Raw genomic sequence first — 16,826 nt, 5'->3', positions numbered from 1 at the left:
CATACTAACGCGATGTAAAACTTCCGAATCCCAGTGAACATCACATTATACATAAATATAGTTGATTCAGGAGATTTTGCTATTAAGATCGTTGTTTAACATGAAAAAACAATATCTCGACTGGCCATTTTTTAGAGCTCGAATCCCCGCTACTTGATAGCGGGGTCCATACGGAGCTTCGTATAGATCAACTATGTCTTAACCGTTTTTTAAATTTAATTAATCTATCATCATGCACAAAATAATCCCGAATTAAAATCTCTTATTCTGGCATTTGCAATAACAATGATTTTTCGCATTAAAGCAGTTAAAGCTACCATCTTTTTCTTTCCGGAAGAAATTAACTGATTGTAGAAAGATTTTAAGCTAGAATTTGAATTTCTTGCAGCCATGGCAGCTAAGAATAATATGGGCTTAATTCCACATCTGCCATAACCAATACACCGATAACCGCTAAACTGCCCGCTATCATTTGCCTTTGGTGCAAGGCCAGCAAGCGAAGCAATTTTACGTCGCGTTAAGGAACCTAATTCTGGTAATAAGACAAGAAGCTCATTAGCAATGATATCCCCTATGCCGGGAATAGTTTTTAGAATAGCTTTTTTTTCTCTTAACACAGAGTCAGCCTCTATCAAGGTATTTATTTCATCTGTAATGGTCTTGATTTGATTATTAAGCACCTCGAGCATTGCATTACAGCTCGCTTTGATGATGTCCGCGCGAGGAGCTTTTAATCTATTCTTTTCTGCAACAAGCATTTGTTTTAAATCATTACGACGCTGCACCAACTCAAATAAGGCAAGGGCTTTTGTTGATTGAGGAGTAAATAGTTCTAGTCGTTGTGCTCGCTCATACCCATATAAAGCCAATGAGAGGGCATCCAGTTTATCCGTCTTTGCCTCATTGCCATAAGATTGAATAAATCGTTTGACCTTACGTGTATTAGCTCGATGTACTGCAAACCCTGACTCACACAAAGTGAGCAATAATTGCATCTCATAACCGCCTGTCGTTTCTAATACAGTTAAAGCATATTTTAATTTACTCTTGAAATCGTTTATAAACGCTTTAATACCTGTCGGATTATTTTCATATTCGTATATCTTTTTTGAGCCATACATCGCTACAACAAAAGAAATTTTTCCAATATCGATACCAATATAATTACTGTATAATGACATGCGCGCCTCGAAATTTTATTGTTTAGGATTGTAAGCGGACGTTCTTTAATCAGAGTCCTTTCAACTATTCAAACGTTTCGAGAGCAGGGCTAGAGTACCTTGATCCAGACGGTTGTTAAAACCTATTCCGCGACGGTCGCTCACGCCCGTGCCCTTTATTTTTACAATAAGGGGCTACTCTCTTAATGGCCATTATATAATTTTTTGTAACTTACAATACCGCGGTCGATGCCGCGGTAATTCGTGCCATTCAATTTTCTCAAGTCATCGATTTACAGCGGCTTTGATAAATATAACGGTGCGCTTCTATGGTCTTTAACCTATTGCTTCCTTTACTTGAAAAATGGTTAAAGTTCGGAATATACGTTAATTTTTAATTTAATCTATTGTGTAGAGCTTGATAATTACTGTACAGGAAAATCAAAATAGGTTTTTGGAAAAGGCTCATTGCGCAAACTAAAATGCCACCATTCTTTGCTATACGGTTGAAATCCATAAGTGGTCATTAACGTTCGCAAGCGCCGGCGGTTTTTTTTCTGAGTATTGCTTAAGCCTGTGTAATGATAGTGAGCGCTTACATCAAAACAATCATGCCGTGTACCCATATTGATGGAATTATCATCAAGATAGCGCGCCGTTTTATCATAACATCGTTGTAAGGGATGTTTGGGTTGCTGGTTTTTACCTATTTTAACAAGGGTTAAATCGACAGTACTGCCTCGACTATGCCCTGAATATGAGGCGATATAACCTTTGCGAAAAAGATTGTATTTTTTTTCACGCGGATAAAATCGGGCTTTTGTTCGTGTGTCACTTTTGTTTTGGCTCCATTGGTAAAAGGCTCTAACGGATGTTTCAGGACGGTAACAATCATATACTTTGAGTTGATAACCTTGTTGATAAGCGGCATTTTGAACCAGCTTTAATTTTTCCGCTGCCTTACGTGTTAAGATGCACACTCCACTTTTGTAACCCGGTACCGGGTGCCCTGTGAAATTGTTGTCTTGCGCATAACGCATGTCTTGTTCGATATCAGGCGCTATCTGATGAAGGTATACAAATCCTCTCGGCAAAGCAAATGCATGAGATGCGATAAACCAGATGGCAAGAGAAAAAATTTTGCATGTTCGCATGGTAGTGATCTTTCATTCAATTTAGAGAGATACCGTACTTTGATCTACCTTGGAAATTTTCATCAATGTTCTGAGCTTAACACTCAATGGCTCATTTCTTTTCCCATCAAAATGGCTTAAGGCGTGTGAATAGTCACCAAAATGAACTTTTCCAGAACTGACATCGTATAAAGCTCCCGTTAAAGCAACTTCTTGTTGTTCTATCATTTTTTTTAAAATATCACTTTTATGGTAGATTTGCTGTAAGGTATTTGCAATATTTAATTCGGTTACTTTTCGAATCGAAGGTTCTTGTTGGGCATCTGCCTGCATTTTTTTGGCTGTTTCAATGGCAGGTTTTATTTTTTGCAAAAGTTGGGAAATATGCCCTTTTTGCACATCATCACAGGCTGCCTGAATAGCTCCGCACCGACTATGTCCCAGCACCACAATCAATTTTGCGCCAGCGACGTTGCAGGCATATTCAATGCTGGCCAAAACATCATCATTGATGACGTTACCTGCCACTCTTACACAGAACAAATCGCCGAAACTCATATCGAAAATCATTTCTACCGGTACTCTTGAGTCAATACAACCGAGAACGACGGCAATAGGATGTTGTGTTTCTGCAGTATGTTTAATGTCAATTTTAGGATTTCGATGGATACGAGTATCTTTTAAAAATCTTTGGTTTCCTTCATATAAAATATTAAGTACTTCTGCGGGTGATAAGGTGGATTGCACATCGTATGTGGTGACATTGATGAAATCAATGTAATTGTGAATATCGTAATGCTCTTTAAAGCCTAGCAGATTGATAGCAATCTGTTTGTATTTTGCTCTTTCCTCCTTAAAATCCTTGATAAGTTCTATAATTTCTTTATCAATATAAGTGGCATATCGCGCATCAATAATTAACTGAGATCCTTTAGGTAAGGAATCCAATTCAGCAATAAGAGAGGCTTTGTTCAGGAAAGTAACCTGCTGTGGCAAGACCAGACGGTGAGCCACACCCGTAGGATAATATTCCTTGAGAATATCAAAGCGGGTCTGGCTATGAGATTTCAAAATATAGAAAAAGCTGACCGCCAGACCAATCAATATGCCAGTAAGTAAATTAAAGCTGACAATACTGACGACGGTTACTATAAAGGGAATAAATCGATCACTGCCCTGCTCATAAATGGATTTATAGATCTGGGGTTTGGTTAATTTATATCCGGTGAAAATAAGAATGGCAGCAAGGGAAGATAGGGGTATCTTGTTCAGGGCTTCAGGAATGATCAAAACGGACAAAAGGATCAATATCCCATGTAAAATGGCAGATATTTTAGTCTTAGCCCCTGCCTGAATATTAACCGAGGTCCGAACAATTACAGAGGTAACAGGGATGCCGCCAATGAGACCTGCCGTCACGTTTCCAAGCCCTTGCGCTACCAACTCCTGATCTTTTGAGCTGTAACGGCGTTTTTTATCCAGTCTTTCACTCGCTTTTAAATTTAACAGACTTTCCAAAGAGGCGACTACAGCCAAAATAAAACCGTAGAGATAAACTTTAGGATTCGTCCAGGCCGACCATGAAGGATATTGCAATTGTCCAATAAACTCACCCAGACTTGAGGTTGCGGGAATATTGACCAGTTGCGGACTGGTCTGCTCAAGTGCTGAATTCGTCAGAATGAAGATTTCATTTAAAATAATACCTAAGACCACGACAATAATAGGAGCCGGAATTTCTTTTAATTTTTTAATTTTGGTTTTATCGAAATAAATAAGAATAGCCATGGACAGAAAAGTAATAAATATAGCGCCTGCGTTAAGATGCTCGGATATATCCATTAATGGTTTTAAGGTCAAACCTTCTGTTGTTTCAAGCAGGTGAGTTTTGAGTTCACCGATTTCTGTGGATAAGGTAAAAGCCAGAGGCAATTGTTTAATGATCAATAGAATACCAATAGCACAAAGCAAACCCTGTACAACGTTTGAAGGAATATAATCAGCGATGAACCCGGCCTTCATGACTCCTACAATAAGCTGTAAAATGCCGGCTAAGAAAAGGGCAAGTAAAAAAGTGTTAAAATCACCTAGTTGAGTTAATGCTGCCAGCACCACGGCAGCCATTCCCGCAGCAGGTCCACTGACACTGACATGTGAACCACTGACGATACCCACTACAATACCACCAATAATCCCGCTCAAAATGCCGGAAAAAAGAGGTGCGCCAGAAGCAAGAGCAATACCAAGGCAGAGGGGGATGGCGACCAGAAACACCACGATTGAAGCTACGAAATCAAATTTCAAATAACGTTTTTTATAGATTCGCGCTTTACGAAAGTTATTGTTCAATACTTGGTTCATTGTTTTATTTAAACTGGATCAGCCTGGCAATAGTTTATTACATGTTTTTTTATTTATCGAATATTTTTAATCCCAATTCACCAGAACTTACCAAAAACACCAATGAGGGAGTTTAGATGAACTAAATGGCTGAATTGAAGATTGGTGTTTCATCAGTCCTGTGCAAAAACAGTTTCAAGAATTGGCAATACCTCTAAAGCTGTTCCAGTAAGTAATGCCACGGTCAATTGAACAAATTTTATACCATTATTGACTATAATTAAAAAATAGACACTGCGAATGCTGGTATTAGAATGAAATTTAATATGCTTTATTCTTCAGGAAGTAAATTAGTACCTGTGTTTGAGTTTGATTCAGCTGATAATTTAAATTCTATAAAAGAGAAATTTTATTCTGCGCTTGAAGTCTCTGGATTAAAAAATGAAGCTTACGGTTTTAAAATTCAAGCAAACACATTGATTTTAACCCATTTTTTTTCTTCACCGCCAGAAAAGATGATTGAATCTTTTAAGCAATTGCTGCAAACCATGCAGACTAATGGGCTCATTAATGAAGAAGAACTAAAAAAAATTTCTGAACAGTTTGAAAATCAGATGCGTAAATTACCTTATCTTTCCAGCACAGGGAAAAACATGGGAATCTACTCACAATCTTCTTCTTTCTTTGAGGAACGAACAAAGCCTGAGCATATCCAAATAGAATTAGACCATTTAGATAAATTAAAAGATAAATACAAAGATGATTCTGCTGTTCAGGAGGGTATTAATACTTGGAGTAACATGCTCAAAGGGAAAATGCAGGAAAGAAAACAGAAAATTGATTTTATCACTAAATCCAGAAAAGAGCTAAGAAGAAACGCAGTTGATGATAATAAGGGTCTTGTTAAAAAAGAATTTTCAAGCGGGAGGCAAACTCTTTCTGACTGGCTCCTTTTGGGTCTTTATCAGGAAAATTATAATGAAAATTCAATTAAATTAATTCAAGCACAAATCAATGATTTCATCAATAACACGCCGGGTATTGCGAAGCCATTTTTATTAACAGCCGCGATGTGGATTGCATTCGGAGATATTATAGCTGATTTTGGACCTGATTATGATTTAGGCATCAAAAAATCGTTAAAACTCATTGAGGGGGGACGTGGTAGAGAGTTTGCGGAAGATGCTAAAGGTGTGTATCGCTCAAAACATAGCGTCTATTTTAAGACAATTTCCGAGGAAAATCAGTCGGCAGAGGACAGAATATCAACAATGGTTCACGAGTTGAAACATGCTTTGGATAAGCTTCTTTATCGGAGTTATTTATCACCTTTTAATGTGTTTGATCATACAAATGCAGAAGCTTGGAAAGAGATGGCAGATAAAATAAGGATCTACGTTAGGGTAGAGGCTCCGTGGCTGGAATGGTTAAATTACAACTCCTATGATAAAAGTGAGTGGTTTTCGGAACTTTCCGCCCGATTAATGCAAGGTGCTTTTTTAAATCAATTGTCTGAATTGAGGGAACCTTATCAAGAGTTTGCAAAGAAGGCATTAGAAGAGTTTGCAAAGGATACTAAAGTATTTCAGGATTTCATGGTTAACATGCTGGGCTTAAATTTGTTGTCTCTTTGGGAAAAAGGAGAGATATTTCAAAATGAATTCAATTTGTCTGCAAAAGATAGTTATTTATTAAATGAAGCACGTAAGCAGAAATGCACCATTATGGCATTGGTGATGAAGCAGAGACTGGATGAGGAAAAAAGTGCTTTGGATATTGTTGAAGAATTACAGAATAAAGGAAGCAGTTTAGATGCCATTCATGCAAATGCCAAACGGTTTTTCTTCCCTGAGATAAAAAAAGTGGCAATGGAAAAAATGGCCGCAGAAGATCCATTTATAGCCATTGAAAATATACACGATAAAGAACAATTGAATAAGGCATTAGAAAAAACGCTTGGCGCGGATAACAATCAAACATTTAATAAACGAGAATTGCTGGAGCATGCTGTCAAAAAGAATAACATACATGCTGTATCATGGTTAGTTAGAGAAGGTGCTTTGAAAAGTTTTAAACCAAAAAAAGTGATTAAATTAATCGCAAAGGCATTAGCAAGAGAAAATTCAGCGCTTTGCAGGGAATTATTAACATATTTTAATGAAAAAAATATAAATGAGAGAGATGGTTATGGTCATACTTTATTGCATCATTCTGCGACCTTTGGAGATCAAGAACTTGTAAAGTTTCTGTTGGATAGGGGAGCAGATGTGAATGCTGTTATAAAGCCTCCTCCTGATGTATGGAGTGAGGTGGCAGGCTTTACTCCATTACATATTGCAGTTGCTGAAGGTCAAATGAACGTTGTGAAATATCTTCTCTCCCTTCCTCAAATTGATCTTACTGTTGAAGATGAAAATGGCAGAACGGCAATGGATATAGCAAAGGAAAAAAATCATTCAGCCATGATTGATCTTTTACAAAAAAAATCATCTATAATTCCTGCTCGTACTCCTTTTGGATTATTCCCTGAGAAGAAAAAAGAGGAGATAGAGGATAAGCATCAACCATCGGAATTTTTTGAAAATAAATAATTTTCTTCAAAGTCGATAAGATTTTCTATTTTTACCCATTCATTACTTGTGTTTATGCTGGCTGAGTATTCCAACTCACTTTCAAGCGATTTAAAATCCCATAAGCCCTGATCCATAAGTTGGCTGGGTTTAACGCTTTGCAGCGCATGGAGCATATTGCTGGGTATTTTAGGGTTGGTTTCGGCCAATTGATCAATCAATCGGGCAATGCGCTGTCTGGCTAAATTTTCCTGTGAGCCACATAAGTTGCAGGGAATAATGGGGAATGACTGTTCTTTTGCAAAAAGAATAATGTCTTTTTCCTGTACATAACACATGGGGCGAATTACGATATGTTTTTTATTATCGCTCAATAGTTTTGGGGGCATGGAGCGAATATCCCCATTATAAAGAATGGACATCATCAAGCTGCGAATCAGATCATCGCGATGATGACCCAGAGCAATTTTATTAAATCCTTTTTCTTCGGCATATCGGTAAATGATCCCTCGTCTTAATCGTGAACATAAGGAACAATATGTTTTTCCTTCCGGGATTTTTTCCTTGACAATACTGTAAGTATCCCTAGTTAAGATCTCATGTTCAATGTTTCTTTCCGCCAGCCATTGTCGGAGTTCGGAATCATCCCAGCCCGGTTGAGCCTGATCCAGGGTGAAGGCGAAGACCTCAAACTTGTTTCCGGAACGCTGGCGTAGTTGATGAAGCAGTGTCAACAGGGTAAAGGAATCTTTTCCGCCTGATAAACAAACCATCACCCGATCGCCGCGCTGAATCATATGATAATCAGCAATCGCCTTTCCCGTGTAATGTAATAATTTTTTTTCAATTCGCGATGTATTTACAGACATATTCATTTTGAGAGAAATATAAAAAAGAGCGTTATTATAATCTATCGAGTGCTTAATGTCAGATTCTTGTTGCGAAAGAGGTGAGGCAAGTTTTTTAAAGATTCATCATCAATAGCGTAATATTGTATTAGCGGCGAAAGTAGATGTTTATTTAGATTGATTCATAATGCCGAATTTTCCTTAGTAAAACGCATACAAATCTGTATTTTATTTGATTTCAATTTTATATGTCATATCTTGGATAAGACCGGCCTTATTTTGTTCCCGTGCTTTTTTTAATGGGTTTAACTTTTGTCTTATTAACTGCATAACCGTTTTTGGAATTAACCTTATCGCAAGGTGGAAAAGTATTTATCCTTGTTGATGCCAGCCAGGAATTGATTTGTTCCAAATCATTCACATTTAAAGTTCCAGCAAGATATTTTAAGTTTAAAATGGCATTGATAAGACCGTACTGATCGCTGGCTAATTGGCGTTGGGCTTCAAATAAGCGCTGCTGAGCATTGACCACATCCACCATGGTTCGTGTACCCACTTCAAACTGGGCTTCTGTGCTTTCAAGTGAATTCTGCTGGGAAATGACCGTTTGCCGATCGGCCTTAACCTTACTGATTCCATCGATGATGGTGTTATATGCAATACGGCTGTTGACAACCACGTCAAGATATCTTTGCTGCAACTGCTCACTGGCGGTTTGAAAATCATATTGAGCCTGCCTGGCTTTCGATTGCACCAGTCCGCCTTGAACCACTGGAAATGTCAATGCCAGCGCTATAGAAGCATTGGTACTTTTGCTGGGAGCAAAAAAGGATGCGCTACCATCGATGTCATTGTGTGCCTGTGTAGCGTTGCCTTGAATGGCAAGGCTTGGCCAGCCTGCTGCAGCTTGTGACTTGATGTTTTCCCTTGCAGCTTCAAGACTGTATTTTTGTGCATAGAGTAAATAATTTTGTTTAAGGCCCGTGTTTATCCACTCATTGGCATCGTCTGGTTCTGGTCGGATTAAAGGGATACGACTGTTGCGCAGAGGAGCTAAATATTGATAAACATGATTCGTCAGTTTACGCAGGTTTTCACTTTGATTGATTTCATTGTTTCGGGCAGAAATCACTTCGGCAATGGACTGATCGTAAGCAGCCTTTGCTTCATAAACAGAAGTAATGGCATCCACCCCGACTTTAAAGCGTTGCGTTGCTTGCTCAAGTTGTCTTTTATTGGCTCTTTTTTTAGCTTCAGCAAAACGCAAAGTATCCTGAGCAAGCAGGATATCAAAATAGGATCTCGCCGTTCTTAACATGAGGTCCTGAGCAGCATTATTAAAAGTAGCCTGTGCGGCTTTTACCGAAGCATGAGCCTGCTTTGTCATGGCCCAGGCTTCATAATTAAAAATAGCCTGAGAAGCGGTGACTTCCCATTGGTTACTGTTGTAGGTATTTTCGAAAGTAACGCCGCCGACTCTGGTATTATTGAGATATCTTCCCACACTGGAGCCCACAGTCACTTGCGGATATAAAGCGGCACGTGCCTGAGGGATAGCTTCCTTACTTGACATGTAGGTGGCATAAGCTTCTTTAAATATAGGGTCATTTTCCAATGCCTGCTGATAAATATCCATAAGATCAGTTGCATTGGCAGCAGACGCCATAAGGAAAATAAGGCAATAATGCAGTGTTTTTCTCATGCAATGATATCCTAGAATATAAACTCTTTTGGCTTTAATTTATTGATCAGAAGGGGGATTTCAGTTTCAAAAAGAACCGCTTCGCTCCAATTCCCCTCATGATTAAGATGATGTAGCTGACCTTGCATGATCGGCTCTTTCCCCACGATGGCAAATAATCTTCCTCCTGGTAAAAGTTGAAGTCGATGAGTTTCGGTCAAAGACTCAAGCGCACCTGTGAAAACGATAACATTGTAGGGAGCCATTTCCAGCCAGCCTCGACAGGCATCCCCTGTGATCAGCTGAACATTGTCACATTGATATTGCGTCAGCTTTTTTGCTGCGCCATCGGTTAAATCGGCAAAATAATCAATACTGATCACTTTTTTAGCCAAACGACTAAGCAACGCTGTAAAAAAACCACTGCCGGTGCCTACCTCCAAAACAACCTCATTTCCTGTCAAGGCCAGATTCTGTAATATTTTTCCTTCCTCAAGAGGCGTCAGCATTTGTTGGTCATGGGCCAATGGAATTTGCATATCGGAATAGGCAAAATGAACAAATTCTTCCGGAACAAATTCATGGCGTGGAATTTGGTGATACAGGTTAAGAATGCTTTCATCAAGAATGTCACCGGTTCTTAACTGCTGTTTGATCATATTTGTGAGTGCATTATGATTCGTCATGTATTGTACCATTATAACTAATTGCCTTAGGTTAAAACGTTGGAGCGATTTTAGCAAGAATTCCTTGAGAGTGCTAAGAATTAATAGAGTATGTCGAATTAACATTCCGGATGGTGGCTTTGTTTAAAATTTGCTATCATTCAGGCAATTTTTCTATCTTACGGGAGTATTTGGGTGTCTGAGAAGTATATCAATCATTTGCAAAATGAATTAGCACAGTTAAAGAAAGAGGGCTTATATAAATCGGAACGAGTGATCTCAAGCCAGCAACAAGCTTCAATCAAGGTTGAAAATGATGAGGTCATCAACTTGTGTGCTAATAATTATCTGGGACTGGCCAATGATAAAGGACTGATAGAGGAAGGGCAAAAAGCACTGCAGGAGTATGGATATGGTATGGCTTCGGTTCGTTTTATTTGTGGTACACAAACACCGCACAAGCAGCTGGAGAACAAAATAAGCCAGTTTTTAAATAAAGAGGACACCATTCTTTATTCATCCTGTTTTGATGCCAATACAGGACTTTTTGAAACCCTGCTTGGTCCTGAAGATGCTATTATCAGTGATGCCTTAAATCATGCCAGTATTATCGATGGTGTACGCTTATGCAAAGCGATGCGTTTTCGTTATGCAAACAATGATATGAAAGCTTTGGAAGAACAGCTCAAGGCAGCAAAAAATGCGCGCTTTCGTTTGATTGCTACCGATGGTGTTTTCTCCATGGACGGAATTCTTGCTAATTTGCCGGCCATTTGCGAATTGGCAGAAAAACATGATGCTATGGTGATGGTCGATGATTCACATGCCGTAGGATTTATGGGCGAGTCGGGGAGAGGCACCCCAGAGCATTTTGGCGTGGAAGATAAAATTGATATTATAACTGGCACACTGGGTAAAGCGCTGGGGGGAGCCTCCGGCGGTTATACTTCCTCCAATGCTGTAATAGTCGACTGGCTGCGTCAGCGTTCCAGGCCTTATTTGTTTTCAAATACTCTTGCGCCGATGATTGCGCACACCTCAGTGAAGGTCCTTGATCGATTATCCGAAAATGCTTCTTTAAGAGAAAAGTTGAAAAGAAACAGCCGTTATTTCCGTCAAGCCATGACAAAGTTGGGTTTTGATCTGATTCCCGGTGAGCATCCAATTATTCCTGTCATGCTCGGGGATGCTGCACTGGCAAGCCGCATGGCTAACCGATTACTTGAGCTTGGAGTTTACGTGACAGGCTTTTCTTATCCAGTTGTTCCCAAGGGGCTTGCCCGCATCCGAACCCAGATGTCTGCAGCTCATGAGCTGCATCACCTGGATAAAGCCATTTCTGCCTTTGAAGTTGCCGGGAAAGAGTTTAACCTGATTTAGGCTGTTCCAATAATAGCGAACGCCTGAAAATCATTTTGCAAAAAGATGAGGAAAACATGAAATCATTAGTTAAGGCAAAAGATGAACCAGGAATATGGATGGAAGATGTTCCCATGCCTGAATACGGTGTTAATGACGTATTGATCAAGATTAAGAAAACGGCTATTTGTGGTACGGACATTCACATTTATTCCTGGGATGAATGGGCACAGGCTACCATTCCGGTGCCGATGACAGTAGGTCATGAGTTTTATGGGGAAATTGTTGAGGTAGGGAGTGAAGTCAAAGGACTAAAACCTGGCCAGGTCGTATCCGGTGAAGGGCATATTACCTGTGGTATGTGCAGAAATTGTCGTGCCGGCCAGCGTCATTTATGCCGCAACACGCTGGGTGTGGGAGTTAACCGGCCAGGTTGTTTTGCCGAATATCTGGCTTTACCGGCGAGTAATGTGCTGGTTTTGCCGGAGAACATCAGCGGCGAGCAGGCTTCCATTCTTGATCCTTTAGGAAATGCAACGCATTGCGCCTTGGCTTTTGACATGGTAGGAGAAGATGTTCTTATTACCGGGGCAGGCCCAATTGGAATCATGGCTGTGGCTATTGCTAAACATATTGGCGCAAGACATGTTGTAATTACTGATGTGAATGATTACCGTCTTGAGCTTGCTGTAAAAATGGGTGCAACAAAAGCCGTAAATGTGAAATATCAATCTCTGAAGGATATCGAGAAAGAACTGGGTATGACGGAAGGTTTTGATATTGGCCTGGAAATGTCAGGAAATCCAATGGCTTTAAACGACATGATGAAGGTGATGAATCATGGCGGGCATGTGGCCATGCTGGGAATTCCCCCCCAGGAAACACCCATCGACTGGAATCAGGTTATTTTTAAGGGATTAGTTATAAAGGGAATCTATGGACGTGAGATGTTTGAGACCTGGTATAAAATGATCGCCATGTTACAGAGCGGCCTGAATATTGATCCTGTCATTACTCATCATTTTCCGGTCGATGATTTTCAGCATGCGTTCCAAATCATGGCCTCCGGTCAGTCCGGTAAGGTCATTCTTGACTGGGAGTGAGAGTCAATCCGCTGATTAAGTATTGGAGAGTTTATGTCGCAGTATATTTTTACCATGAATCGCGTCAGCAAAATCGTTGATAATCAACGAACGATTTTGAAAAATATTTCGTTAAGTTTTTATCCGGGTGCAAAAATTGGTGTGCTGGGTTTGAATGGTTCAGGTAAATCGACTTTATTAAAGATTATGGCCGGTTTAGATCATCAGTATGAAGGAGAAGCCAGACCTCAGCCTGGGATCAAAATTGGCTATCTTGCTCAGGAGCCTGTTCTTGATACCGACAAAACCGTGCGCGAGATTGTTGAGGAAGGGGTTGCTGAAATCAAGGAAAAATTAAGACAATTTGATGAAATTAGCATGCGTTTTGCAGAACCCATGTCAGAGGAGGAGATGAATCAGCTTCTCGAGCAGCAAGGTGAGTTGCAAAATGCTATTGAAGCTGTTGGTGGCTGGGAGCTGAATCGGAAGCTCGATATTGCGGCAAATGCATTGCGCTTGCCTGACTGGGAAGCTAAAGTCAATATACTGTCAGGCGGTGAGCGGCGACGAGTGGCTTTGTGTCGTTTGCTGTTATCCAGCCCCGATATGTTATTACTGGATGAGCCAACCAACCACCTGGACGCTGAAAGCGTGGCTTGGCTGGAGCGCTACCTGGAAGAATTTCCAGGAACAGTGGTAGCCGTGACCCACGACCGATATTTTCTGGATAATGCGGCAGAATGGATATTGGAACTCGATCGAGGCGAGGGCATTCCCTATAAAGGCAATTATACGTCCTGGCTTGAGCAAAAAGAAGCACGTCTGGCTATGGAACAAAAGCAACAATTCTCACAAGAGCGTGCAATAAAAGCCGAGCTTGAATGGGTACGCTCATCTCCTAAAGGTCGCCATGCGAAAAATAAAGCTAGACTGGCTCGGTTTGAGGAAATGAATTCCAGAGAATACCAGAAGCGTAATGAAACGAATGAACTTTACATTCCTCCTGGAGAGCGTTTGGGAGATTTGGTCATTGAAGCTGAAAATCTCCGTAAAGGTTTTGGCGATCATCTTTTAATGGACGAATTGAGTTTCAGAATTCCTCCAGGTGGCATTTTAGGGATCATCGGGCCAAACGGTGCAGGTAAATCGACCTTTTTAAAAATGCTGACGGGAGTTGAAGAGCCGGATGAAGGACAACTACGCATTGGTGAAACCGTACGCCTTTCATACGTGGATCAAATGCGTGATGAATTGGATGGTAACAAAACGGTCTGGCAGGAAATCACTGATGGCCATGACATCATTCAGGTTGGTCATTTTCAAATGCCTTCTCGCGCCTATGTAGGACGATTTAATTTCAAGGGGGCTGATCAACAGAAAAAAATATCGCAACTTTCCGGTGGTGAGCGTAACCGTGTTCATCTGGCAAAATTATTGAAAACGGGGGGAAATGTTTTATTGCTGGATGAGCCTAGTAATGATCTTGACGTTGAAACATTAAGAGCATTAGAAGAAGCCCTGCTTAATTTTCCCGGATGCGCTATTGTGATTTCACATGATCGCTGGTTTCTGGATAGAATCTGTACTCATTTAATGGCTTTTGAGGGTGATTCACAGGTTATTTTTATCGAAGGCAACTACAGTGAATATGAAGCAGATAGAAAACGGCGTCTGGGTGATGAAGCCAATCAACCGTCACGAATAAAATACCGGCGTTTAAAAAATTAAGATATACTTTGTTATTGACACCCTGCGCCGCGCATCTTGAACAGAAAAGAAGTCGTGCAGAATGTTGGTTGTAACTAGGCAGTACTGTCTCCAATTGATGTTTACGGATGACAGAGAATCAATATAGAAATTGGACGACCTGAGTAGTTACCTTAATCTTGAGGCCGTGACACGGCCTAATAAATCATTTGATTTATTTTGGGGGAAATCAGTTCTATGAACAAATTGCTTATGGCCGTACTGACGCTATGCATGGTGCTTACTGCCTGTACAGAAGTGGATGAATCCACCTTGATTACAGATGATGCGGGTTATGTGCATCACACGCCATACTTTTTAAAAGACAAACGGGGTAAAAGTTATTTCCCAACCCAGATCGAAGCCTCAGGCAGAAGACATTTTGTTTTTGATCCAAAAATATCTGCCTGGGCTGCCTATGATGAAGAAGGTAAGCTTATTCTCACCGGGAGCGGCTCAGGAGGTAAAGATTTTTGCGAAGATGTTGGACAGCCTTGCCGAACCATCACAGGAAGCTTTCGGATTTATAATAAAAGAGGTGCCGAATGTCGCTCTGGAGAGTTTCCTGTAGAGTCAAATGGTGGCGCAAAAATGCCCTATTGCATGTATTTTTATCGAGGTTTTACCATTCATGCTGCTTATGAAGTGCCACCGTTTCCTTCCAGTCACGGCTGCATTAGAGTCTGGCCTAGCGCTGCGAAATGGCTTAATGAAGAATTCATGACCATAGGCACCAAGGTCACTGTACTATCTTATGCTGATGATAAGAGCGAGCCTGCCGTATAATGATTGACATCTCGCATCTGCTGTAAGGCGAGATGTCCATTTGACAACATAGGTGTTGGGCTGTTAGAAGTCATCGGCAATCCAATTAAATTTTTCCACTTCTTTTAAGCCTGAATTTTTAAACGTAAATCCACAACATCGGCATTGATGTTTACAGGTCCTGTGGTAAAAGGCACGGTTTGTCCATCTACCTTCACGCGGTTACTGATCTGGGTGTTGGAAAAACCATGTCCATAGATTAACTGAATAACGGTATTTTTTTTAATTTGGTAATCTCCGGCGATTCCAATAAAGTACTGGCGGTCTGAAGGAAAAACAATTGTCCTCAGATGATCTTGTTCAGGTCCTATATCAAGCATTCCTATCAGACTTAACCCCAGATTCTCACTATACTGTTGGCGCACAACACCTAAAAACGCCCAGGAGGGGTCAAACAGCATGGGAAAAACAAAATTTGGTGGTGAAGCAGCGGTGTTAAATAATCGCACAAATTGATTGGCATCCCATTCAGTATAGAAAGCCTGGACATTCATCAGCCATTTTTTATTAAAAAGATGGGTATAACTGAGAACAGTGGTTGCCGGCATAAAAAAAGTAAATGTATGATTATTACTGACCATACCCGCTAATCGACTATAACCGCGAGTGCGCTGTTTGATTTTTGAATAATAAGCGACTCCAAGAAAATCCGTTTGAGTAAGTACCAGGTTTAATCCCAGGTTATAACCTGTACCAAAAGCGGAGGTACGGTTAGTTAATGTACTGAAGGTGGTAGGTCCGGTGGGCAGGGCAAAATTGACCTCATTGTTTTTTAAAAAATTGAGATTGATGCCTCCACCCACTTGTATTTTCTGATTTAAAGCAATGGCAATTTTCGGGCTGTAATCCGTATCGGTGAGAAAGTTTTGAGTGGCAGCATAGCGAGTAAAGGCCTTATCTCCCCAGTTCAGATTTGAATGAAAAGGTTGTGTAACATCGATAGCAAAAACCAGTTTTTCATTAAATCGTTGGGCAATGCGCCCATAAGGTAGCAAGCTGGTCGTTCGCGTATGATTGACTCCTTGTCCATATTGTCCCGTGTTAAAGTTAAGAACGCTGCCCTGAAAGCGAGCGTCCACATAAAAACCTGTCCCGCCAAAAATAAGTTCATTTTTTTTGATTTTAGCAAGTTCGGCAGGGTTGTTATAACTGATACCGGTAAAATACTGAATTACATTGGCTTTAGTTTCTAAGGAAAAAAGGATTAAAAAAACAGTAAAAACAGTCAATATTTTCCGCATAGCATATCCATATCTTTCTCACCACATGTGTGTGTCGTTTAAACCCCAGTTCGGAGTTTTTAAATCATTCTTTCGGCGAATATTTACTGTTCAAATGCTCATCTACTTCAGTAAAAGCTGCTTCAAACATCAAGTGCTCGCCAAAATCGGCTAGGGACTGTTGACCATTCGTTTTC

The 16,826-nt window shown here is 40.3% G+C and carries 12 protein-coding genes; 5 read left to right on the top strand and 7 right to left on the bottom strand.

The features are described from left to right. Positions 1-230: 230 nt before the first annotated feature. The 3 genes from E4T55_RS02965 to E4T55_RS02955 form a co-directional block, all read right to left on the bottom strand. Positions 231-1,181, bottom strand: a complete 951-nt coding sequence (locus E4T55_RS02965) for an IS110 family RNA-guided transposase (protein WP_115325220.1) — start codon at positions 1,179-1,181, stop codon at positions 231-233. Positions 1,182-1,585: 404 nt separating this feature from the next. Then, positions 1,586-2,314, bottom strand: coding sequence for a M15 family metallopeptidase (locus tag E4T55_RS02960; protein ID WP_058501285.1), 729 nt, complete (start codon positions 2,312-2,314; stop codon positions 1,586-1,588). Between the two features lie 21 nt (positions 2,315-2,335). After that, positions 2,336-4,654, bottom strand: coding sequence for a SulP family inorganic anion transporter (locus E4T55_RS02955; protein WP_058501286.1), 2,319 nt, complete (start codon positions 4,652-4,654; stop codon positions 2,336-2,338). Positions 4,655-4,947: 293 nt separating this feature from the next. On the opposite strand from E4T55_RS02955, the gene E4T55_RS02950 reads away from it, so the two are divergent. Next, entirely contained in the window at positions 4,948-7,224 is a 2,277-nt protein-coding gene (locus E4T55_RS02950) for an ankyrin repeat domain-containing protein (protein WP_082636495.1), read from the top strand. Here the strand turns inward: E4T55_RS02950 and ttcA are convergent. From ttcA to E4T55_RS02935, 3 genes are all read right to left on the bottom strand, one after another. Then, positions 7,194-8,072: a tRNA 2-thiocytidine(32) synthetase TtcA gene (gene ttcA, locus E4T55_RS02945; protein ID WP_082636496.1), complete on the bottom strand. Its 879-nt coding sequence runs from the start codon at positions 8,070-8,072 to the stop codon at positions 7,194-7,196. The two genes, E4T55_RS02950 and ttcA, sit on opposite strands and share 31 nt — an antisense overlap. A gap of 253 nt (positions 8,073-8,325) precedes the next feature. Then, the gene (locus tag E4T55_RS02940; protein ID WP_082636497.1) at positions 8,326-9,753 is read right to left on the bottom strand and encodes a TolC family outer membrane protein; all 1,428 of its coding nucleotides are present in this window, start codon (positions 9,751-9,753) and stop codon (positions 8,326-8,328) included. A gap of 11 nt (positions 9,754-9,764) precedes the next feature. Beyond that, positions 9,765-10,418 carry a protein-L-isoaspartate O-methyltransferase family protein gene (locus tag E4T55_RS02935; protein WP_058501288.1) on the bottom strand — a complete coding sequence of 218 codons (654 nt, stop codon included), beginning with the start codon at positions 10,416-10,418 and terminating at the stop codon, positions 9,765-9,767. Between the two features lie 174 nt (positions 10,419-10,592). Here E4T55_RS02935 and E4T55_RS02930 point away from each other — a divergent pair, with 174 nt between their 5' ends. The 4 genes from E4T55_RS02930 to E4T55_RS02915 all read left to right on the top strand — a co-directional run bounded on the left by E4T55_RS02930 (position 10,593) and on the right by E4T55_RS02915 (position 15,370). Further along, positions 10,593-11,777: a glycine C-acetyltransferase gene (locus E4T55_RS02930; RefSeq protein ID WP_058501289.1), complete on the top strand. Its 1,185-nt coding sequence runs from the start codon at positions 10,593-10,595 to the stop codon at positions 11,775-11,777. 56 nt (positions 11,778-11,833) lie between these two features. Next, a complete protein-coding gene (tdh, locus tag E4T55_RS02925) occupies positions 11,834-12,859 on the top strand; it encodes an L-threonine 3-dehydrogenase (protein ID WP_058501290.1) in 1,026 nt (341 codons plus the stop codon). 33 nt (positions 12,860-12,892) lie between these two features. Continuing rightward, on the top strand, positions 12,893-14,566 hold the full coding sequence (gene ettA / locus E4T55_RS02920; protein WP_058501291.1) for an energy-dependent translational throttle protein EttA: 1,674 nt from the start codon (positions 12,893-12,895) through the stop codon (positions 14,564-14,566). Between the two features lie 216 nt (positions 14,567-14,782). Then, on the top strand, positions 14,783-15,370 hold the full coding sequence (locus E4T55_RS02915) for a L,D-transpeptidase (RefSeq protein WP_058501292.1): 588 nt from the start codon (positions 14,783-14,785) through the stop codon (positions 15,368-15,370). 104 nt (positions 15,371-15,474) lie between these two features. Here the strand turns inward: E4T55_RS02915 and E4T55_RS02910 are convergent, their stop codons facing one another. Beyond that, positions 15,475-16,650 carry an OmpP1/FadL family transporter gene (locus tag E4T55_RS02910; RefSeq protein ID WP_058501293.1) on the bottom strand — a complete coding sequence of 392 codons (1,176 nt, stop codon included), beginning with the start codon at positions 16,648-16,650 and terminating at the stop codon, positions 15,475-15,477. Positions 16,651-16,826 lie beyond the last annotated feature (176 nt).

The organism is Legionella israelensis (assembly GCF_004571175.1).
Taxonomy (GTDB): Bacteria; Pseudomonadota; Gammaproteobacteria; order Legionellales; family Legionellaceae; genus Legionella_D; species Legionella_D israelensis.
The sequence above is the reverse complement of the archived record's forward strand: the minus strand, read 5'-3'. Positions and strand labels throughout refer to the sequence as shown.